Source organism: Amycolatopsis japonica (genome assembly GCF_000732925.1).
Lineage (GTDB): Bacteria > Actinomycetota > Actinomycetes > Mycobacteriales > Pseudonocardiaceae > Amycolatopsis > Amycolatopsis japonica.
The window spans coordinates 4,272,632-4,293,615 of the sequence record NZ_CP008953.1 but is presented as its reverse complement, the minus strand read 5'-3'; the positions used below and the strand labels follow the sequence as shown (position 1 = coordinate 4,293,615).

Sequence of the window (20,984 nt, the reverse complement as noted above, 5' to 3'; positions counted from 1 at the left end):
GGGTCGGGTCAGCGTGCGGAGCGCCACAACGGCAAGATGGCGGGGTGGGTTACGACGCGCTGCTTTGGCTTTCGTTCGGTGGTCCCGAGGGACCCGACGAGGTGATGCCGTTCCTGGAGAACGTCACGCGGGGCCGGGGGTCCCCCGGGAACGGCTGCTCGAGGTCTCCGAGCACTACCAGCATTTCGGCGGGGTCTCGCCGATCAACCGGCTGAACCGGGACGCGATCTCCGCGGTCGAGAAGCGACTCGCGGCCGCCGGGATCGATCTGCCCGTCCACTTCGGCAACCGCAACTGGCGGCCGATGGTCGAGGACACCCTGGCCGAAATCACCGAGGCGGGTGCTCAGCGCGTCCTGGTGTTCCCCACGAGCGCGTACGGCGGCTATTCGGCCTGCCGCCAGTACGACGAGGACATCGAGCGTGCCCGCGCGTCAGTCGGCGACAGTGCGCCGGAACTGGTGAAGCTGCGGCAGTTCTTCGACCACCCGCTGTTCATCGCCGCCTTCGCTGACGCCGTCCGCGCCGCGCACGCCAAGCTGGGGAACCAGCCCGGGACCAGGACGGTGTTCTGCGCGCACTCGGTGCCCGAGTCCGCCGACAAGGCGTCCGGGCCGCCTTCGGAAGGCGGACGGCGTTACTCGCGCCAGATCGCTGAAGCGGCCCGGCTCGTCGCCGCCGAAGTGGGGATCGAGACCTACGACGTCGTCTGGCAGTCGCGCTCCGGCCCGCCGCAGGTGCCGTGGCTGGAGCCGGACATCGTCGACCACATCGACGCGCTGCACGCGGAAGGCGTCACCTCGGTGGTCGTCTGCCCGGTGGGTTTCGTGTCCGATCACCTCGAGGTGATCTGGGACCTCGACAACGAGGCCGCCGAGCGGGCCGCGGAGCACGGCATGGGCTTCGCGCGGGCCGCGACTCCGGACACCGACCCGCGGTTCGCGGAGCTCGTCGTGGAGCTGATCCGGGAACACATCGAGGGGGCGCCGGCGCGGAAGCTGTCGCCGTTCCCGGCGGCCGGGTGCACGATCAACGGGGCGCCTTGCGCGGTGGGGTGCTGCGAGCCCGCGAAGAGGCCCGCGCGTCCGTAAGTGCCTTGAAGTACATGAAGGCCCCCTTCCTTGCGTCTAGCGCAGTGAAGGGGGCCTTCATGTACTTGGGAAGGTGTGAAGGTCAGGCGGCGATCCTCGACAGGTGCAGATCGATCAGCGCGATGGCCTCGTCGCCGGTTTGGTAGCCGAGCAGCACCGCGTCACCGAGACCGGCGACCAGCGCCAGCAGGAGGCCGGCTTCGGCGGCCGGGTCGACGGACTGGGCGAGATCGCCGTCCGCTTGGGCGGCGGCGATCAGGGCCGCCACCGCGTCGCGAAGCAGTCCGTGGCCCGTCCGGAAGTGACCCGCGATCTCCGGATCCTTGAGCGCGCGCACCAGGAAGGCGTTGGCGACCAGCGCGTCGTCCCGTCCGGCGTCGTCGAGGGGGAGCAAGGCGACAAGCAGGTCGCGGACACGAAGTGGGGTGGCGATGCGCTCCTCGATCCCGCCTCGCAGGGTGGTCGCCGCGAACCGCAGCATGTCGTCCCGTGACGCGAAGTAGTGCTGGACGAAGCCTTTCGAGATACCGGCTTCGGCCGCGACTTCGTTCAGGCTGACCCCTTCGAGTCCCCGGTCGGCCGCGATGCGGCGAACGGCCGCGGCGATCTGCCGCCGCCGGTCCTCGTGATCGACTCGCTTGGGCACCCACTCCTCCTTTTGGCAGTCCGATCGGATTGCAAACTTCTCACCGACTGTTTACAATCCGATCGTACCGTAAAGAGGAGGGGTGCGAATGAAGGTGGGCGGTTTCGCCTCGTCGGCGGCGCGAGCCGAGTACGAGGCCGTCTATGACCGAGGTTTGGCGGCTTTGCCCACGCCGACCGGTGTGCACGACATCCAGACGGCGTTCGGGGTGGCGCGCGTGTACCGGTTCGGGCAGCCGGGCGGGACACCGATCGTGCTGCTGCCCGGTCGCGCGGGCACCGCGGTGATGTGGGAACCCAACCTCACGGCGCTGCTCGGACACGGCGAGGTCTACGCGGTGGACCTCATCGGTGAGCCGGGCCGCAGCGAGCAGACCGTCCCGATCCGCGACGGCGCCGACCAGGCCGCGTGGTTGACGACAGTGCTCGAGGAACTCGACCTGCCGTCCGTGCACCTGATCGGGTACTCGTTCGGGGGCTGGCTCGCCGCCAACCTCGCGGTGCGGGCGCCGGAACGGCTGAAGTCGCTCACCGTGATCGACCCCGTGCTGACCTTCGGCGGACTGACTCCGGGACTCGTCGTCCGCGCCACCCTCACCGCGATCCCCGTCGTCAACCGCTGGGCCCGGCCGTCGTTCCTCAACTGGATTTCCGGTGGCGCGGAGGTCGACGCCACGGATCCGGTCGCGCGGGTGATCGACGAGGGGATGCGGACCTACCGCATCGCCCTGCCGTCGCCCAGGTTGTTCACCGACGAGCAGTTGCGCTCGCTGCGGATGCCGGTGCTGGCCCTGATCGCCGGGCGCAGCGTCATCCACGATCCGGACCGCGCCGCCGCCCGCGCCCGCGAGCTTCTGCCGCGGGGACAGGTCGAACTGTGGCCGTCGGCGACCCACGCCATCGCCGGTGAATCCGCGGCCGAGGTCAACGCGCGCGTCCTGAAGTTCCTGGCCGACTGCGAAGCGGGCACGTGACCGCGCGCGGCAAGAATCCCACGCTGTCGTTGCTGCTCTGGGACGTGGCGCTCCCGCTGGCCGCGTACTACGGGCTCCGGCTCGCCGGACAGAGTGAGCGGATTTCGCTGCTCGCCGGGGCGGGGCTGGCGGCGATACGGATCGCGTGGGTCGCCGTTCGCGATCGGTCGTTCGACGGCTTCGCCGCGTTGCTGGCCGGTGTGCTCGGAGTCGGGCTCGTGCTCTCGCTGGTCACCGGTGACACGAAGTTCTTGCTGCTGAAGGAATCCTTCGCCACCGCGACCGCCGCGATCGTGCTGTTGCTGAGCTGCTTCGGCCGCACGCCCATGGTGCTCGTCGCCGTGCGGGCCGGCTCAAACGCGGCGAAACGCGCGGAGATCGACCGCCTCAGCGAGGAGGTTCCCGCTTTCCGGCGGGCGTTCACCCGGATGTCGGCGGTGTGGGGAGTGGCGCTGCTGCTGGAAGCCGCGCTCCGGGTGCCGCTGGTCTACACGCTGTCGGCCGACGTGATGAACGCGCTCAGCGTGATCCTGCTGCTCGCCGTCATCGGCGGGCTTTCGCTGTGGTCCGTCCGGTACGCCGGGAAAATCCAGGAGAAGCACGCCGCGACCGGGTGACCCGGCTACGGGAGATCGAAGGGGGCAGGGGAGTGGCCTTCCCAGATCTGGCGGGATGCGTGTTCGGGGTAGGGCAGGGTCTTCGACTCGGTGTCCAGGACGCGGGTGAGGTGCTCGCCGGGCCGGTGGGCGGGCCAGCCCGCGTCGCCGGTGGTAACGAAGCGGACCCATGCCTCCCGGAGTTCGCGGGAGAGCGCGATGGCGTCGGGAGTGGGTTCCTCGCCGATGAGCTGGGTGCCGACGGGGCTGTTCAGCGTGCCGAACGCCAGTGGCACGTCGAGGCTGTGGCAGGCGCCCAGGATTCCGCCGAGGGCCGGGGCGGTCCAGCACAGTTCGAACAGGTGGGAGGTGCCGCCGGCTGCGGTGTTCGCCTCGGCCAGCTTCTGTGACGGCATGCGGAAGAGGGCGTCGGAGTACACGGTCTCCACCAGTTCCTCCGGGCCTGCTTGCGGGAACGCGGCGCGGTAGGCTCGCGCGCCGTCCGGCTGCGGGGCGTGCAGTTTCAGGGCCGCGTGGGCGTCCTCCTCGGTGAACGTGCCGTACCGTCCGCTGACGACGCTGAAGTACCGGAACTCGTCCCGGGTGTGGCCGACGAGCAGTTCGGTCCCGCTCGCTCGCGCGCCGGTCAGCGCGGGCCAAGGCGTTTCCGGGAGGACCTCGCCGTCGACGACGGGGCACAGCGCGGTGCCGGCCTCCGTGAGGCGTCCCCAGCTCTCCCGGTGCGCGTGGAGGCCGGCGTTGAAGGACGTGAGCTCGGCGGCCAGGCGCCATGGGTCGATGTCGCGCAGGGCCTCGGCGGTGGGGGCCGTCGCGCCGAGCCGGTCCGCGAACGCGGCGGTGACCTGCCGCGCCAGCGCGGGGGTGCTGTACAGCCCCGGCACGGAATGGGCGATGGCCCGCCGGAACAGGCCGCGTGCGGACTTCATCGTCAGCAGGGCGGCGACCGAGCCCGCCCCGGCGGACACCCCGCCCACGGTGACCCGGCCGGGGTCGCCTCCGAAGGCGGCGATGTTGTGCTGCACCCACTCCAGCGCCGCGATCTGGTCGAGGAATCCGCGGTTGGGCGGCACGTCGTCGAGGAAGGCGAATCCCTCCGCGCCCACGCGGCAGTTGATGGTCACCACGACGACTCCGGCCTCGGCCAGCGCCGCCGGGTCGTACATCGGGTCGCTCGACGCCGCCGAGAGGTAGCCGCCCACGGGGATCCACACCAGCACTGGCAGTCCCGCCGCGCCGGGATCCGGAGTGCCGACGTTGAGCGTCAGCCAGTCGCCGCCCTGCGGGGGCACGTCGATCGGCAGGGACAGCGGCGCCACGGGGCCGAACTCGACCGCCTGCCTCGTCCCCTCCCAGCGGTGCGGCGGCGCGGGCGCGGCGAAGCGGAGCGCTCCGACGGGGGGCTGGGCGTAGGGGATGCCGCGGAACACCGCGTGGCCCTGCCGGCGGCGCCCCTGCACCACGCCTTCCGTGGTCCGTACCTTCGGCTGTTCGGACATGACGATTCCTTCCCCTCGATCGGACGTCAGGATTATGGGTCAGGTGTATTATGTCAACTGTATTGGAAAAGTCCCGGGGTACGAGGGGAAGGCCGGCGATGCCGAAACAGGTGGATCACCGCGGACGCCGCGAAGCGATCGCCCGCGCACTGTGGCGGGTGGTGGAGCAGCGCGGCGTCACCCAGCTGACGATGCGCGTGGTGGCGCAGGAGGCGGGCATGTCACTCGGGCAGCTGCAGCACTACTTCGCCTCCAGGACCGACATGCTCTCCTTCGCCATGGATTTCGCGTCCGAGCAGACCTCGGCGCGCGTACAGCAGGGGCTCGAAAGACTCGGTGACCGTCCGCATCCCCGTGACGTGCTGCGACTGACGTTGGCGGAAATGCTGCCCCTGAATCCCGACGCCCGCGCGACCAGCCGGATGAGCGCCGCCTACGTTTTGGAGGCGCTGCACGACGAGGCCGTGCACGAGCAGGCACGCCGCGGCCTCGTCCAAGGGCGGGCCCTCGTCGAGCAGCTGGTCCGCCAGGCGATCGCGGACGGGCACATCGACTCCGGCCGCGACCCGGCGACCGAGACCGACCTGCTCCTCGCCCTCACCGGCTTCACGTCCCTGATCGAACTCGACGTGATCAAGCCCCAGGACGCGCTCGCCGCGATCGACGTGCACCTGGACCGGCTGTTCAGGACCACGTGACCTCGTGCGGTGGAGTTGCTCTGGTCGGGACCTACGGGTGCCGGTCCGCCTGTTCGGCGAACACCCGCACGGCTTCGTTGATCGCCGCGCACCGGGCGTTGCGGACGGCTTCGGTCAGCGGCCGCAAGGCCTCCGCCCGCCGAAGCGCCGCCGACGACGAGAGCGCGCCGCCCGGATCGTCGGATTCGGCGATGGCGAGGATCGCCGCGATCTCCTGGGACCGCTGGAGTACCCGCAACGCCCGGCTGGGCATTCCGGCGGGCCAGGGCGCGTCGGTGGCCGCGCGGAGCCGGGCCGAGAGCTCGGCCCGCACCCCGGGCCGTTCGCTGGCGACGTCCAGTGCCTGCAGCGCACCCGCGCTCGCGCGGATCGCGTCGGTCAGGCCGTGTTCGGCCTCGCCCAGCGGACGGTACTCGAGGACACCCGGCATGGGCACCGAGTACACGGTCCAGCGCATGAGACCTTCGGCGATCGCCTCGGGGACCACTCCGTAGCCGAGATCCGGCAGCACGACGGCCTCGCCGGTCCGCAGCGCCGCCTCGGCGAACGGCCCGCCGCCACCCAGCCCCCGCACGTCACCGGGCACCGGGAGCACCAGCTGCATGCTCTTCGCCCCCTGTGAACGAAGGGCGAGCAGCAGCTGGACCGGGGTCGCGGCGCGGTTGAACGCGAGCGGCAGGTCGAACGCCTCGGCGGCGGCCGCGTCCGCGGCGACGAAGTCGTGGGCTTCGCCCCAGACCTGCAGGGCGTCAAGGACGTCGTCGGAGGCCGCGGCTCCGTTCAGCCACGCCGAAGACCAGACCGCGAGGGTCGCACTAGGACGGCACACCGGACTGATTTTAGTCGTGCTTTCGGTAAGACCAGGAAAGGGTCGCGTTGGTCGTTCGACGCGGAGCTGGAGTTGCTTCACGTCGACAGCGGCCACGCCCGCGACGTAGCGTCGAACGGGTGAACGATGTTCCCGCAAACCTGCCCCGGACCGCCGGGGACCTCCGCGCGGCGGGTCACCTGCCGCGGTCGATCAACCAAGAACTGCACGACAACCTGCTCGCCAAGCTCCGTGCCGGCGAAGACGCCTGGCCCGGGATCGTCGGCTTCTCGCGCACGGTTCTGCCGCAGCTGGAACGCGCGCTCCTGGCCGGCCACGACGTCGTCCTCCTCGGCGAACGCGGCCAGGGCAAGACCCGGCTGCTGCGGACCCTCGTGGGACTTCTCGACGAATGGACGCCCGTCATCGAGGGTGCCGAACTGGGCGAGCACCCGCTCGACCCGATCACCCCGGAGTCGCGCCGCCGCGCCGCCGAACTCGGCGACGCCCTCCCCGTGGCCTGGCGCCACCGCGAAGACCGGTACACGGAGAAGCTGGCCACGCCGGACACCTCGGTCGGTGACCTCATCGGCGACGTCGACCCGGTGAAGGTCGCGGAAGGCCGCAGCCTCGGCGATCCCGAGACCATCCACTTCGGACTCGTCCCGCGCGCCCACCGCGGCATCGTGGCGATCAACGAGCTGCCGGACCTCGCCGAACGCATCCAGGTCGCGCTGCTGAACGTGATGGAGGAACGCGACATCCAGGTGCGCGGCTACACCCTGCGCCTGCCGCTGGACGTGCTGCTGGTGGCGACCGCCAACCCTGAGGACTACACCAACCGCGGCCGCATCATCACCCCGCTCAAGGACCGGTTCGGCGCCGAGATCCGCACCCACTACCCGCTCGACGTCGAGGCGGAGATCGCGGTCGTGCGGCAGGAGGCCCATCTGGTCGCCGAGGTCGGCGAGCCGCTGCTGGAGGTGCTCGCCCGGTTCGTGCGGAACCTGCGTGAGTCGCCGGTGATCGACCAGCGGTCCGGCGTTTCGGCGCGGTTCGCCGTCGCGGCGGCGGAAACGGTCGGCGCCGCGGCGTTGCGCCGGTCCGCGCTGACCGGTGAGGAGCCCGCGGTGGCGCGCCCGGTCGATCTCGACGCCGTGCCCGCCGTCCTGCGCGGCAAGCTCGAATTCGAGCCGGGGGAGGAGGGACGCGAGACCGAACACCTCGTGCACCTGCTGCGCCGGGCGGTCGCGGAGACGGCCCGCTCGCGGTTCGCGGGCCTGGACCTGCTGCCGCTGGCCGACGCCGTCGAGTCCGGGCATCTGGTCGCCACCGGGGAACGCGTGCCCGGCAAGGACGTCCTCGCCGCGCTACCGGAACTGCCGGTCCTGCACGACGTCGCCGCGCGTGCGGGCGTCGCGCCGGACGAACCGGCCGGGCGCATCGCGGCCGCCGTCGAACTGGCGCTGGAATCCCTGTTCCTGTCGAGGAGACTCGCCAAGGACTCGGACGACTCGACGACCGTCTACGGCCGATGAGTTTCCCGCCGACGTACTTTTTCCCGCGGAGGCGGCGATGACACAGCCGGAGGGGTATTCGTACGGGCCGTGGCACGACGGTCCCGATCCGCTGGCACCGCCCGCCGATCTGCGGGACGCGCTCGACGAGATCGGCCGTGACGTCATGGCCGGCGCGTCGCCCCGGTCCGCGCTCGAAGAGCTGCTGCGGCGCGGTACCCCGCGCACCGCGGGGCTCGACGAGCTGACCAGACGGCTCTGGCAGCGCCGGTCGGAGATCCAGCGGCGGCACCGGCTCGACGGCACACTCCAAGAGGTCCAGCGGCTTCTCGACCAGGCGCTGGAGGCCGAGCGGCGCGAACTGTTCCCCGATCCGGACGACGACGCCCGTTTCCGCGAGGCGCAACTGGATGCGTTGCCGCCGGGAACGGCCGCGGCGGTGCGCGAACTCGCCGAGTACGACTGGCGTTCGCGGGAGGGCAGGGAGAACTACGAGAAGATCCGCGACCTGCTCGGCCGTGAGCTGCTGGATTCCCGGTTCGAAGGGATGAAGGAGGCACTGCGGAACGCCGGGCCGGAACAGGTCGAGCAGGCGAACCGTATGCTCGCCGACCTCAACGACCTCCTGGCCGCGCACGCCCAGGGCCGTGAGGACGTCCCGGAACGGTTCGCGGAGTTCATGCGTCGGCACGGCGAGTTCTTCCCGGAGAACCCGAAGAACGTCGAGGAGCTGATCGACGTCCTCGCCGCCCGCGCCGCGGCCGCGCAGCGGATGCTGAACTCGATGACTCCCGAGCAGCGGGCCGAACTGGCCGAACTGTCCCAGCAGGCGTTCGGCGACCCTCGGCTGGCGCAGCAACTGTCCACTTTGGATGCTCAGCTGCGGGCGTTGCGGCCCGGTGAGGACTGGACGTCTTCGGAACGGTTCCGTGGCAACGATCCGATGGGCCTCGGCGAGGGTGCCCGGGCGATGTCCGATCTCGCCGAACTCGACGCGCTGGCCGAGCAGCTCGGCCAGTCGTATCCCGGCGCCAGGCTGGAGGACATCGACGTCGACGCGCTGGAACGCCAGCTCGGGCCGGACGCCGGGGTCGACGCGCGGCGGCTGTCCGAACTGGAACGCGAGCTGCGGCGGCAAGGACTTTTCGAACGTGCTCCCGATGGCACGCTTCGCTTGTCTCCCAAGGCTTTGCGGAGGTTAGGCGAGACGGCGCTCGCAGACGTCGTGCACGCGCTGCGAGGCAAGACCGGGCAACGGGAGACCGAGTCCGCCGGCGCCGCGGGCGAACCGACCGGCGCGACGAGGCCGTGGCGGTTCGGGGACATGCAGCCGTGGGACGTCTCCAGGACGGTCCGCAACTCCGTCCTGCGCTCGGTTTCGGTGGGGGAGCGATCAGTCCGGATGGACGTCTCCGACGTCGAGGTGATCGAGACCGAGCACCGGTCGCGCGCGGCGGTGGCGTTGCTCGTGGACACCTCGTGGTCGATGGTGCAGGAGGGCCGCTGGCTGCCGATGAAGCGGACGGCGCTCGCGCTGCACCAGCTGATCAGCACCCGGTTCCGCAACGACGCTCTCCAGCTGATCACCTTCGGCCGCTACGCGACATCGGTCGAGCTGGCCGAATTGGTGGGCCTGGAAGGCGCTTGGGAACAGGGCACCAACGCCCACCACGCGCTGCTCCTGGCCGGGCGGCATCTGCGGCGGCATCCAGACGCGCAGCCGGTGGTCCTGATGGTCACCGACGGCGAGCCGACCGCGCATCTGGAACCGGACGGATCGGCGGAATTCGACTATCCGCCCCAGCCGAGGACGTTGCTGAAGACCCTGTCCGAAGTGGACCGGATGGCGAAGCTGGGCGCGTCGGTGACGGTGTTCCGGCTCGGGGACGACCCGCGGCTGACGGAGTTCGTCGACCTGCTCGCCCGCCGCTCCGGCGGCCGGGTGGTCGCTCCCGACCTCGACGGGCTCGGTGCCGCCGTGGTCGGCGACTACCTGCGGACCAGGAAGCGCTGAACTCGCCTACGCTGGCCCGATGGGGTATCCGGTCGGGAAGGTGGCGGCGCTCTCGGGCGTCACCGTGCGCACACTGCACCACTACGACGAGATCGGCCTCCTGTCCCCGAGCGGGCGGACGGCCGCGGGGTATCGGAGTTACAGCGACGACGACCTCGACCGCCTCCAGCGCGTCCTGTTCTACCGGGAACTCGGCTTCGGCCTCGAAACGATCGCGAAGGTGATCGAAGACCCGGGCGTGGACGCGCTGGAGCACCTGCGGCGTCAGCGCGCGTTGCTCGCCGACCGGATCGGCGAGCTGACGCGGATGGCCGAATCCGTCGAGCGGGTGATCGCGGCGAAGGAGGCCGGGAACGCGCTGACCCCGGAAGAGCGGTTCGAGGTCTTCGGCGAGTTCCGTGAGCCGGAGGGCTACGCGGAGGAGGCCGTCCGTCGTTGGGGTGATACCCCGCAGTGGCAGGCGACGGCCAGGCCGCGGTCCAAGGAGGAATGGCTCGAAGCGGAAAAGAGCCGGGAGGACTGGGTCCGGCGGCTGCTCGCCGTCTTCGACTCCGGCGCGCCCGCCGACAGTTCCCCGGCGATGGACCTCGCCGAAGAACACCGCCGGATGCTCGCGGCGTTCATGGGCGACTGCGACCTCACGACGCACCGCGAGCTCGCCCGGCTCTACGCGACCGAACCGGTCCAGCTCGGCTTCCTGGTGCGCGAGCCGGACCAGCGGCCAGGCCTCGGCGAGTACATCCGGGACGCCGTGCACGCCAACGCGGACCGGGCCGCCGGATAGCGGGTCCGGTTACTCCGGCCGTGTTCGTCTCCCACCGGGCGGGAACGGCGCGGCGGCTCCGCTTACAGTCGGAGTATGCAGACTTGGTCATCGGTCGACGTGCCCCGTATCCCCGGCACCCCCCGTCCGCTGCGGCTCCACGACACCGCGACGGGACAGATCCGTCCCACCGCGCCCGGGCCCACCGCCCGGATGTACGTCTGCGGCATCACGCCGTACGACGCCACCCATCTGGGGCACGCGGCCACGTACCTGACGTTCGACCTGGTGAACCGCCTGTGGCGGGACGCCGGGCACGAAGTCCACTACGTGCAGAACGTGACGGACATCGACGAGCCCCTGTTGGAGCGCGCCGAGCGCGACAAGGACGACTGGGTCGTCCTCGGCATGCGTGAGACGGCGCTGTTCCGCGAGGACATGACCGCGTTGCGGGTGCTGCCGCCGCGGCAGTTCGTCGGGGCCGTCGAGAGCATCCCGGAGATCGTCGAGGTCATCGCCAAACTGCTGGCCAACGGCAGCGCCTACCGCGCGGACGACGCGGAGTACCCGGACATCTACTTCGACCACAACGCGACCGGGCATTTCGGTTCCGAGTCGAACTACGACGCCGAGACCATGGCGAAGTTCTTCGCCGAACGCGGCGGCGACCCGGACCGTCCCGGCAAGCAGCACCCGCTGGACGCGCTGCTGTGGCGGATGGCGCGGCCGGGCGAGCCGTCGTGGGAGTCCGAACTGGGCGAGGGCAGGCCCGGCTGGCATATCGAGTGCAGCGCGATCGCGGTCAACCGGCTCGGTCTCGGCTTCGACGTCCAGGGCGGCGGCTCGGATCTGATCTTCCCCCACCACGAGTACAGCGCCGCGCACGCGGAGGCCGTCGCGGGGGACAGGCCGTTCGCGCGGCACTACGTGCACGCCGGGATGATCGGCCTCGACGGCGAGAAGATGTCGAAGTCGCGCGGGAACCTCGTGTTCGTCTCGCGGCTGCGCGCCGACAAGGTCGACCCCGGCACGATCCGGCTCGCGCTGTTCGCCGGCCACTACCGCGAGGACCGGCCGTGGACCGAACAGTTGCACGCGGATGCCGAAGCACAGCTGGCGCGTTGGCGTGACGCTGTCTCTCTCGCCACTGGCCCGGCCGCGGAGGACACCGTCGCGCGGCTGCGTGACCACCTCACCGACGACCTCGACACGCCCAAGGCGCTCGCGGCCGTCGACGCCTGGGTGGAGCAGGCGCTGAACCGCTCCGGCACCGACCCGGCCGCGCCCGGGCTGATCCGGAACGCGGTCGACGCGCTCCTCGGCATCGAGCTCTGAGGAACGTCAGGAAAGGGTCGTTCAGGACATCTTTCGTCCTGAACGACCCTTTCCTGACATCCGTATAACGCCCTACACGGCGACGCGACCTGCTTCCAGCCGAAGGTGGTCGCCCGCCCAACCGCGCCGCAGCCACCGATCGTGAGACGCGATGACGACGGCACCCGGCGCGGAATCGAGCGCGGTGAACAACTCCTCGGCCAAGGTGAGCGAGATGTGGTTCGTCGGCTCGTCCAGCAGGAGCACCTCCGGCGGGTCGGCGATGAGCAGTGCCAGCGCGAGCCGCCGTCGCTGCCCGACGGACAACGCGCCCACCCGGGTCCCGAGATCACGCGGGGCCAGCAGACCCAGCCCACGCAACGGGGGAGCGTCCTCGCCGAGGGCTTCGGCGTAGGTCCGTTGCGCGGTCTTCTCCGGCTCGGCGAACACGACGTCCTGTGCCAGCAGGCCGATCCGCACGCCGCGTCCGGAAAGGACGGTGCCGGAGTCAGGGGTCAGTGAGCCGGCGAGGACGGACAGCAGCGTCGACTTCCCGGCGCCGTTGCCGCCGGTGATCAGGAGCCTCGACGTGGTCGTGACATCCAAGGTCGCCAGCCGCAGCCGCCCCGCGATCTCGATGTCCCGTACCGAGATCGCCGTCTTCCCCTCGCCGGGCTCGCCGGTCAGATCGCCCTGGAACCGCAGCGGCGCGGGTGGTTTCCGCACCTGATCGCGTTCCAGTTCGTCCAGCCGCAGCTGGGCGTTGCGGACCCGGCGTGAGATCTGCTTCTGCACCCTCCCGGTCTTGAAGTCGTAGAGCATCTTGGCGTTGTCGCGCTGCGGCCGGTTGTGCGCGACGTTGCGCGCGGTGACGGCCACCGACTCACGCAGTTCCTTGAGCTCGTCCTGTTCCTCGGCGTAACGCTGTTCCCAACGCGCCCGTTCGGCCCGTTTCTGGTCCAGGTAGTCGGAATACGTGCCGCCGTACCGGGTCGGGCCGCCCAGCGCCGGGTCGAGGTCGACGATGTCGGTGCAGACCGCGTCGAGGAACACGCGATCGTGCGACGACAGCACGAGGACACCGGTCAGCGAAGCGAGATGCTGTTCGAGGAACTCCATCGCGGCGTCGTCGAGATGGTTCGTCGGTTCGTCCAGGACGAGGGTGCCCGGCCGCCGGATCAGCAACGCGGCGAGGCCGAGCCGCGACCGTTGGCCGCCCGACAGCGTGCCCAGTTCGCGCGCCGGATCGATCCCGGCCAGCCCGAGCCCCGCGCACACGACCTCGGCGCGCCGGTCGGCGTCCCACAGGTCGTGCGCCTGGGCCCATTCGAGCACCGTGCCGTACTCGTCGAGCACGGCGGCGTCGTCCGGATGCCGGGCGAGCGTCGCGGTCAGTTCGTCGAGCCTCGCCGACGCTCGCCGGATCTCGGCGAGCGCGTCGTCGATGACGTCGGAGAACCGCGCCGTGAACGGGAACGGCAACTCTTGGAGGAGGAATCCGAGGTCGTCGCCGCGGAGCACCTCGCCGCCCTGCGGCTCTTCCACTCCGGCCAGCAGGCGCAGGAGCGTGGACTTGCCGACGCCGTTCTCGCCGACCAGCCCGAGCCGCTGCCCGGCCGAAGCCGTCAGGTTCACGCCGTCGAGGACGACGCGGGCACCGTAGGAGTGGACGAGGTCCTTGGCGATCAGGGAAAGAGACATACGACATCACCGTGTTTCTTCGGACATGGGGGAACCCCGCCGGGCTTCGTGGCTTACGGGAGCTGTGCTCGACCGGAGCCGCCTCGGAACGGGGAAGGTGCGATGTCAGTTGTCCATGATGCGGAGAGTCTAACGCAACACCAGTAGCATTAGTCAACCCCTTTTGTGCGTCGAGACGTGACTCGCTTGACAGCGCGGCGGCCGCCTGTAAATCTGAAAGAGAACTTTCGAAAGACTTCTTTCAGATTGGATCGGGCGATGGCCGGGTTACCGCCGCGCAAGCGGATCGAAGACGTCGAGCTGATGCGGGCGTTGGCGCATCCGCTGCGTTCGGCGCTGGTGGACCACCTCATGGCGGTCGGCCCGCGGACCGCGAGCGAGTGCGCGGCGGCCGTCGGCTCGACCGCCTCGAACTGCAGCTGGCATCTGCGTCAGCTGGCGCGGCACGGTCTCGTGGAGCGGGTCGAGGGGGAGGACGGGCGGGAGCGGCCGTGGCGGGCGTGCCAGGTCGGCATCGAGTTCGGTGACGACCCGGAGCTGCACGGGGCGCAGCTGGCGGTCGTGGGCACCACCCTCGCGAGGGAAAAGGAGCTGACCGAGCGCTATCTCGACGCCGCCGACCGGCTCGGCAAGGAGTGGCGGGACGCGTCGGGGATCAACAACTACTCGCTGCGGGTGACCGCCGCCGAGCTGGAAGAGCTGGTCCAGCGGATCGACGCGCTCGTGCGGCCCTACGTCGGCGCGATCCGTGAAGACGCTCCCGCGGAGGCGCTCCCGGTCCACTTGGGACTGCGGGCGTTCCTCCGCATCGACGCCGAGGGGAAACCGGGCAGATGAAACCGTTGAGGGAACCCGCGTTCGCGCGGTTGTGGATCGCCGCGTTCTTCTCCGAGACCGCCGAGTGGATGCTGCAGATCGCGCTGCCGGTGTTCGTCTTCCAGGCGACGGGTTCGGCGGCCACCACGGCGTTGAGCATCGTCCTGGGCCTGGTGCCCGCGGTACTGCTGAGCCCGGTCGCCGGCGTGATCGCGGACCGCTGGAACCGGCGGCTGGTGCTGTGCGTGGTGTGCGCGGGACAGGCGTTCGTGGCGCTGCCGCTGCTGTTCGTCGCGTCCGGCGGTCCGGTCCACGTGATCTACGCGGTGATGGCCGCGCAGGCGGGCCTGGCTTCGTTGTTCGAGCCCGCGCGCAACGCGCTCGTCCCCGAACTGGTCCCTCCCGGCGAGCTGATCGGCGCCAACGGCCTGATGAGCATCAACGGCAGCGTCGCTCGGCTCGCCGGTGGCTGGGCGGGCGGTCTCCTGCTCGGGTTCGGCGGCCTGGGCTGGGTCGTGGTCGCCTATCTCGGCGTGCTGGTGATCGGCTCCGCCCTGCTGGCGCGGCCGTTCCATCGTGTCGCGGCGCCGAAAGCGGCCGGACCGCACGAGCCGGTGTGGCGAGCGTGGCTCGACGGGCTTCGCGAGATCGGCCGCGAAGGACGCCTTCGCCTCGCGGGCGTCGTCGTGGTCCTGACTTCGCTGGCGCAAGGGATGTTCCTGGTGCTGTTCGTGGTCTTCGTGCTCGACATCCTCGACGGCACCGAAGGCGACGTCGGCCTCCTGCGCGGCGTACAGGCGCTCGGCGGGCTGGCCGCGGGATTCGCCGTCGCCACCGTCGCCCGCAAGGTCGCGCCCGCCGCACTGCTCGGCTGGGGCGGGCTCGCGCTCGGCCTGCTGTCGGCGGTGATCTGGAACCTGCCCGCGCTGACCGCTTCGCTGGGCGTGTTCATCGGGCTCTTCGGCCTGGTCGGCGCCCCCGGAGTGCTCGCCGGATCCGGACTGCTCTCGCTGGTCCAGACCGCCGCGTCGCCGGCCCGCTCCGGCCGCGTGCTGAGCACCGTTTTCGCCGGGACCGCGGGGTTCACGGCGCTGGGCGCCTTGCTGACCGGCTGGCTGCTGAACGTGCTGGGCACGGGGGTCTTGCTGAACGTCCAGGCGGGTTTGCACACCCTTTCGGCGTTGATCGTGCTGGGCGTGTCGGCGTCGGGAAGGCTGCGCGGTAAGGCAATTCCGGCGATTCCCCGGACCGGGTGAAGCTACGGTGGTGGAGTGCCGCATCTCTTCGCCACCAGCGACCTCCACGTCACCCATGAGGGCAACGCCCCGCTCGTCGACGAGGTCGTCCCCCGGACCCCCGACGACTGGCTGCTCGTGGCCGGTGACGTCGCCGAACGCGCCGAATCCGTGATCGGGGTGCTCAAGACCTTGCGCGAACGTTTCGCGAAGGTCGTCTGGGTACCCGGCAACCACGAGCTGTGGACCACCCAGAAGGATGAATGTCAGCTGCGCGGACAGGCGCGCTACGAGCATCTGGTGGAACGCTGCCGCGAGATCGACGTCCTCACCCCGGAGGACCCGTATCCGGTGTGGGAGCACCAGGAGAAGCCGCTGACGATCGCGCCGCTGTTCGTCCTGTACGACTACAGCTGGCGGACCCCGCTGGCCGACGGGCTGCCGATGCTGGCGGCCATCGAGCAGGCGCGTGAGGCTGGCGTGCTGTGCACGGACGAGTTCTTCCTGCACCCCGATCCGTATCCCAGCAGGCAGGCGTGGTGCGCCGACCGGGTGAAGATCAGCACGGAGCGGCTGGAGGCGATCCCCGAGGACCACGGGACGATCCTCATGTCGCACTGGCCGCTCCACCGCCACCCGACCGAACCGCTGTACTACCCGGAGTTCGCGCTGTGGTGCGGGACGACCGAGACCGAGGACTGGCACCTGCGCTTCCGTGCCGAGGTCGCCGTCTACGGGCATCTGCACATCCCGCGCTCCACGGAGGCGGACGGCGTGCGCTTCGAAGAGGTCTCGCTCGGCTATCCGCGTGAGTGGCGGAAGCGGGCGCGGGGGCCGATCCCGCTGCGGCGCATCTTCTGACGCCTCGTGACTGGTAAGGACGGTTGGAGCCGGCCATGTCTGGAGGGACGACACGTGTGTGTGGATGGACGACACGCGTGATCCGGCGGACGACTCGCGGTGGAACGGCGGCCGCGTCGTGTCGTCCGTCCAGTCACGCGCGTCGTCCGCCGAATCACGCGTGTCGTCCGGTCGGTCACGCGAGACCGCCGGTCCTACGCCTCCCTCGGCTCAGCCGGGGAAACTCGACCTTCACACCTTGCCGAGTACATGAAGGCCCCCTTCCTTGCGCCTGCCGCAAGGAAGGGGGCCTTCATGTACGTGAGGCGAGCTCAGCCTCGCCCGGGACCGTCCTGGCCGGGACGGCGACGCCGCAGGTACCGCTCGAACTCGGCCGCGATCTTGTCCCCGCTGACGTCGTCCAGCGTGAACTCGGTCTCCGCGTCGCCGCGCTCCTCGAGCCCCCGGACGTACTCGCTGATCTCCTCGTCCTCCTCGGCCATCTCGGTGACCGTCCGCTGCCACTCCTCCGCCTGCTCGGGAAGGGCGCCGAGCGGGATCTCGACGTCGAGCACGTCCTCGAGTTTGTGCAGCAGCGCCAGCGTGGCCTTGGGCGACGGCGGATGCGAGACGTAGTGCGGCACGGCCGCCCAGATCGAGACCGCCGGGACACCCGCCTGCACGCAGTAGTCCTGCAGGACCCCGACGATGCCGGTCGGTCCCTGGTAGTTGTTCAGCTCCAGCCCGAACTGCGAAGCGGTGTCCTTGTCGTACGCCGTCCCGGTGACCGGGACGGGCCGGGTGTGCGCGGTGTCGGCCAGTAGCGCGCCGAGGGTGACGACGGTGGAGACCTCCAGCTGCTGGATGTGCTCCAGCAGTTCGGCGCAGAAGGCGCGCCAGCGCATGTTCGGTTCGGGCCCCTGCACCAGCACGATGTCCCGGCTGAAGCCCTCCGGGCGGCACACCGAGAGCCGCGTGGTCGGCCAGTCGACCCGCCGGGTGACGCCGTCCACCATGCGCACGGTCGGTCTGCTGACCTGGAAGTCGTAGTACTCGTCAGGACTCAGCTCGCTCAGTGGGGTCGCATCCCAGTTGAGCTGGAGATGCTCGACCGCCCGGCTGGCCGCGTCACCTGCGTCGTTCCATCCTTCGAAGGCGACGATCATGATCGGCTTGGTGTCATCCGGGTGGTCGCGGCCGGGCCGCTGGGTCTCGTCGACGGGCTCACTCACCGGACCAGCCTACGACCAGGGGGCCGTGCGCCGTTGGGCATGTCCGGTGGCGTTTCGTGGCGGCGAACCGCGCGGAGCCGACGCAATGCGACATTTCGGGCAACCACCTGGCCGTCGACGTGAATCCGTCTCGGCTACCGTGGGCTCCGGAAGGCCTGACCGAACGTGAGGGGGAGCCGTGACCGAACCGTCCACACCGGACGGACTCGCCGCCGTGCTGTGGGACATGGACGGCACGCTGGTCGACTCGGAGAAGCTGTGGGACGTCGCGCTCTACGAGGCCGTCGAAAGCCTCGGCGGCAGCCTGACCGAGGAACAGCGCCTGAGTCTCGTCGGGTCCAATATGGACGACACGGCCGCGTTCCTCCTCGAAGTGTGCGCCAGGCCCGTGACGCCCGAGTCGATCGCCGAGATGGGGGAGTGGATCCGCCGCCGCACGGCCAACCTCTTCGACGGCCCCCTCCCGTGGCGCCCCGGCGCGCAGGAGCTGCTCGAACTGTTGCGCGCCAACGGTGTCCCGATGGCGCTGGTCACCTCCACCGAACGGTCGCTGACCGAACTCGCGCTCAACACCATCGGCCGTGAGTACTTCGCCGCCACGGTCTGCGGTGACGAGGTCGATGGTCTGAACAAGCCGCACGCGAGGCCGTATCAGCTGGCCACGGAGTTGCTGGGAGTCCCGGCTTCCCGGTGCGTGGCGATCGAGGATTCACCGCCCGGCGCGGCTTCCGCGGCCGCCGCGGGCTGCACGGTGGTGGTGATCCCGAACGACGTCGACGTCGAACCGGGAGAGCGGCGGGTGTTCCGTTCGTCGCTGGTCGGGCTCGACGTGCCGGCGCTGACCGCGCTCCTGCCCTGACCGCCATGTCGCATTTCCGCTAGACCGCACCCGGTGCGGTCGGTGATGCTGGCCTGGTGCATGAGGATTTCGAACGCTGCGTCCGCGCGGTCCAGGCGAAGGACGCCCGGTTCGACGGCTGGTTCTTCACCGCCGTCCTGACGACGCGGATCTACTGCCGGGCGAGCTGCCCGGTCGTCCCGCCCAAGCCGGAGAACATGACGTTCTACCCGAGCGCGGCGGCCGCGCAGGAGGCCGGGTTCCGTGCCTGCAAACGGTGCCGCCCGGACGCCAGCCCCGGGTCGCCGCAGTGGAACGAGCGCGCGGACCTGGTGGCCAGGGCGATGCGGCTGATCGCCGACGGCGTCGTCGACACCGACGGCGTGAGCGGGCTGGCCGCCCGGCTCGGTTACAGCGTCCGGCAGGTGGAGCGGCACGTGCGCGCCGAACTCGGCGCGGGCCCGCTCAGCCTCGCCCGTGCGCAACGGGCGCAGACGGCGCGGCTGCTGATCGAGACGACCGGCCTGTCGATGATCGACGTCGCCCTCGCGGCGGGGTTCGGCAGCGTCCGGACCTTCAACGACACCGTCCGTGAGGTCTTCGCCCTGTCCCCGACGGAACTGCGCGCCCGTGTCCGCACCGCGCCGGCGACCGCGCCCGGGACGCTCAACCTGCGCCTGCCGTACCGGAAGCCGCTGTTCCCGGACAACCTCTTCGGGCATCTCGTCGCGACCGGTGTCCCCGGCGTTGAGGAATGGCGCGACGGCGCGTACCGCCGCACGCTGCGGCTCCCGCACGGCGCGGCCGTCGTCGCGCTCAAGCCGGAAGACGGCTACATCGGCTGCCGGCTCACGTTGTCGGATCTGCGGGATCTCTCGACCGCCATCAGCCGTTGCCGCCGTCTGCTCGACCTCGACGCCGACCCGGCCGCGGTCGACGAAGCCCTGGCCGCGGACCCGCTGCTCGGCCCGCTCGTGGCCGCGGCGCCCGGCAGGCGGGTGCCGAGGACGGTCGACGGTGACGAGTTCGCCGTCCGTGCCGTCCTCGGTCAGCAGGTGTCCACCGCGGCCGCGCGGACCCACGCCGCCCGGCTGGTGCTCGCGCACGGTGAGCCCGTCGACGATCCGGACGGTGGCCTCACCCACGTCTTCCCGGACGCCGCCTCGCTGGCGGACATCGACCCGGAAAGCCTCGCCATGCCACAGAGCCGCAAGCGGACCCTGCTCGGCCTCGTCGCCGAACTGAACGACGGCGGGCTCGACCTCGGCGCGGGAAGCGACTGGCAGTTCGCCCGCGAGCGGCTGCACGCGTTGCCCGGCTTCGGCCCGTGGACCGTCGAGAGCATCGCGATGCGCTCGCTCGGCGACCCCGACGCCTTCCTGCCGACCGACCTCGGCGTCAAAGTCGCCGCGAAGGGGTTCGGGCTCGGCCCAGCGGCTTTCGCCGCGCACGCCGAACGCTGGCGTCCGTGGCGCGCCTACGCCGTCCAGCACCTTTGGGCGACCGGAGATCACCCGATCAACCGGCTGCCCGCCGCCTGAGCCCGAGGAGCGCCATGCGCACGCACACCGTCATCGACAGCCCGTACGACAAGCTGACCCTGGTCGCGGACGGCGAAAGCCTCTGCGGGGTCTACATGGTCCAGCAACGGCACCGCCCGGCCGAGGAGAGCTTCGGCCATCCGGACCCGGGCGCGCCGATCTTCGCCGACACCGAGAAGCAGCTGAAGGAATACTTCGCCGGACAGCGGAAGGAATTCGATCTTTCACTGAGCTTCGGCGGCACCGAATTCCAGCGGATGGTCTGGGAAGGCCTGCTCGGCATCCCATATGGCGAGACGGTTTCCTATGGTCAGCTCGCCGACCGTCTGGGCAGGCCCACCGCGTCGCGCGCGGTCGGGCTCGCGAACGGGAAGAACCCCATCAGCATCATCGTGCCCTGCCATCGCGTGATCGGTTCCAACGGCGATCTCACCGGTTACGGCGGTGGTGTCGAACGGAAACGGCACCTGCTCGACTTCGAACGGGGCGGCGCCGCGCTGTTCTGAAGTGTGACGCGAGCGGCAACACACCGGCCCGGGGCAGCGCGACGCGGGCGCGGATGGAAGGATCTCCAGACCGTGAAGACCTTCGATGAGCTGTTCGCCGAGCTTGCCGAGCGCGCCCGCACGCGCCCTGACGGTTCCGGCACCGTCGCCGCGCTGGACGCGGGAGTGCACGCGCAAGGCAAGAAGGTGCTCGAAGAGGCGGGCGAGGTGTGGATCGCCGCCGAGCACGAATCCGACGACAGGCTCTCCGAGGAGATTTCACAGCTGCTGTACCGCGTACAGGTGCTCATGCTCGGCCGAGGACTGTCGACAGAGGACGTGTACCGGTACCTGTGACGC

At 70.5% G+C, this 20,984-nt stretch carries 19 protein-coding genes and 1 pseudogene; 15 read left to right on the top strand and 5 right to left on the bottom strand.

All coding sequences use genetic code 11. The features are described from left to right. Positions 1–44: 44 nt before the first annotated feature. Positions 45–1,090, top strand: a pseudogene (locus AJAP_RS19975) (ferrochelatase). Between the two features lie 82 nt (positions 1,091–1,172). On the opposite strand, the gene AJAP_RS19970 reads toward AJAP_RS19975, so the two are convergent. Continuing rightward, on the bottom strand, positions 1,173–1,736 hold the full coding sequence (locus AJAP_RS19970; protein WP_038513948.1) for a TetR/AcrR family transcriptional regulator: 564 nt from the start codon (positions 1,734–1,736) through the stop codon (positions 1,173–1,175). Positions 1,737–1,824: 88 nt separating this feature from the next. Here AJAP_RS19970 and AJAP_RS19965 point away from each other — a divergent pair, with 88 nt between their 5' ends. After that, a complete protein-coding gene (locus AJAP_RS19965; protein WP_038513945.1) occupies positions 1,825–2,709 on the top strand; it encodes an alpha/beta fold hydrolase in 885 nt (294 codons plus the stop codon). Further along, positions 2,706–3,326 (top strand): VC0807 family protein, encoded by a 621-nt coding sequence (locus AJAP_RS19960; RefSeq protein ID WP_038513943.1) that lies wholly within the window; start codon positions 2,706–2,708, stop codon positions 3,324–3,326. Before AJAP_RS19965 ends, AJAP_RS19960 begins: the two co-directional genes overlap by 4 nt. A 5-nt stretch (positions 3,327–3,331) precedes the next feature. Here the strand turns inward: AJAP_RS19960 and AJAP_RS19955 are convergent, their stop codons facing one another. Further along, positions 3,332–4,822 (bottom strand): carboxylesterase/lipase family protein, encoded by a 1,491-nt coding sequence (locus AJAP_RS19955; protein ID WP_038513940.1) that lies wholly within the window; start codon positions 4,820–4,822, stop codon positions 3,332–3,334. Positions 4,823–4,920: 98 nt separating this feature from the next. On the opposite strand from AJAP_RS19955, the gene AJAP_RS19950 reads away from it, so the two are divergent. Continuing rightward, a complete protein-coding gene (locus tag AJAP_RS19950) occupies positions 4,921–5,520 on the top strand; it encodes a TetR/AcrR family transcriptional regulator (protein WP_038513937.1) in 600 nt (199 codons plus the stop codon). A gap of 31 nt (positions 5,521–5,551) precedes the next feature. On the opposite strand, the gene AJAP_RS19945 is transcribed toward AJAP_RS19950, so the two are convergent. Further along, a complete protein-coding gene (locus tag AJAP_RS19945; protein WP_038513935.1) occupies positions 5,552–6,349 on the bottom strand; it encodes a hypothetical protein in 798 nt (265 codons plus the stop codon). A gap of 119 nt (positions 6,350–6,468) precedes the next feature. On the opposite strand from AJAP_RS19945, the gene AJAP_RS19940 reads away from it, so the two are divergent. The 4 genes from AJAP_RS19940 (at position 6,469) to mshC (ending at position 11,957) form a co-directional block, all read left to right on the top strand. Next, positions 6,469–7,866, top strand: coding sequence for an ATP-binding protein (locus tag AJAP_RS19940; protein WP_038513932.1), 1,398 nt, complete (start codon positions 6,469–6,471; stop codon positions 7,864–7,866). A gap of 37 nt (positions 7,867–7,903) precedes the next feature. Beyond that, entirely contained in the window at positions 7,904–9,859 is a 1,956-nt protein-coding gene (locus tag AJAP_RS19935) for a vWA domain-containing protein (RefSeq protein ID WP_038513930.1), read from the top strand. 19 nt (positions 9,860–9,878) lie between these two features. Continuing rightward, positions 9,879–10,643: a MerR family transcriptional regulator gene (locus AJAP_RS19930; protein ID WP_038513927.1), complete on the top strand. Its 765-nt coding sequence runs from the start codon at positions 9,879–9,881 to the stop codon at positions 10,641–10,643. Positions 10,644–10,718: 75 nt separating this feature from the next. Further along, positions 10,719–11,957 (top strand): cysteine--1-D-myo-inosityl 2-amino-2-deoxy-alpha-D-glucopyranoside ligase, encoded by a 1,239-nt coding sequence (gene mshC / locus AJAP_RS19925; RefSeq protein WP_038513925.1) that lies wholly within the window; start codon positions 10,719–10,721, stop codon positions 11,955–11,957. A gap of 72 nt (positions 11,958–12,029) precedes the next feature. Here the strand turns inward: mshC and AJAP_RS19920 are convergent, their stop codons facing one another. Further along, positions 12,030–13,637: an ABC-F family ATP-binding cassette domain-containing protein gene (locus tag AJAP_RS19920; RefSeq protein ID WP_038513922.1), complete on the bottom strand. Its 1,608-nt coding sequence runs from the start codon at positions 13,635–13,637 to the stop codon at positions 12,030–12,032. Positions 13,638–13,895: 258 nt separating this feature from the next. Here AJAP_RS19920 and AJAP_RS19915 point away from each other — a divergent pair, with 258 nt between their 5' ends. From AJAP_RS19915 to AJAP_RS43660, 3 genes are read left to right on the top strand one after another with little or no spacing between them, the layout of a single operon-like run. Beyond that, positions 13,896–14,474: a helix-turn-helix domain-containing protein gene (locus tag AJAP_RS19915; protein ID WP_038513919.1), complete on the top strand. Its 579-nt coding sequence runs from the start codon at positions 13,896–13,898 to the stop codon at positions 14,472–14,474. Then, a complete protein-coding gene (locus tag AJAP_RS43665; protein WP_038513916.1) occupies positions 14,471–15,709 on the top strand; it encodes an MFS transporter in 1,239 nt (412 codons plus the stop codon). The genes AJAP_RS19915 and AJAP_RS43665 overlap by 4 nt, the downstream gene beginning before the upstream one ends. Positions 15,710–15,724: 15 nt before the next feature. After that, the gene (locus tag AJAP_RS43660; protein WP_038513915.1) at positions 15,725–16,549 is read left to right on the top strand and encodes a metallophosphoesterase family protein; all 825 of its coding nucleotides are present in this window, start codon (positions 15,725–15,727) and stop codon (positions 16,547–16,549) included. Positions 16,550–16,860: 311 nt separating this feature from the next. Here the strand turns inward: AJAP_RS43660 and AJAP_RS19900 are convergent, their stop codons facing one another. Continuing rightward, a complete protein-coding gene (locus AJAP_RS19900; RefSeq protein ID WP_037337460.1) occupies positions 16,861–17,760 on the bottom strand; it encodes a PAC2 family protein in 900 nt (299 codons plus the stop codon). Between the two features lie 178 nt (positions 17,761–17,938). Between AJAP_RS19900 and AJAP_RS19895 the strand changes: the two genes are divergently transcribed. The 4 genes from AJAP_RS19895 to AJAP_RS19880 all read left to right on the top strand — a co-directional run bounded on the left by AJAP_RS19895 (position 17,939) and on the right by AJAP_RS19880 (position 20,981). After that, positions 17,939–18,619, top strand: coding sequence for an HAD family hydrolase (locus tag AJAP_RS19895; protein WP_038513912.1), 681 nt, complete (start codon positions 17,939–17,941; stop codon positions 18,617–18,619). A 56-nt stretch (positions 18,620–18,675) separates the two neighbouring features. Continuing rightward, positions 18,676–20,139, top strand: coding sequence for a DNA-3-methyladenine glycosylase 2 family protein (locus AJAP_RS19890; protein ID WP_038513909.1), 1,464 nt, complete (start codon positions 18,676–18,678; stop codon positions 20,137–20,139). A gap of 14 nt (positions 20,140–20,153) precedes the next feature. Then, positions 20,154–20,645: a methylated-DNA--[protein]-cysteine S-methyltransferase gene (locus AJAP_RS19885; protein ID WP_038513907.1), complete on the top strand. Its 492-nt coding sequence runs from the start codon at positions 20,154–20,156 to the stop codon at positions 20,643–20,645. Between the two features lie 72 nt (positions 20,646–20,717). Beyond that, positions 20,718–20,981, top strand: a complete 264-nt coding sequence (locus tag AJAP_RS19880; protein WP_016334149.1) for a phosphoribosyl-ATP diphosphatase — start codon at positions 20,718–20,720, stop codon at positions 20,979–20,981. Positions 20,982–20,984 lie beyond the last annotated feature (3 nt).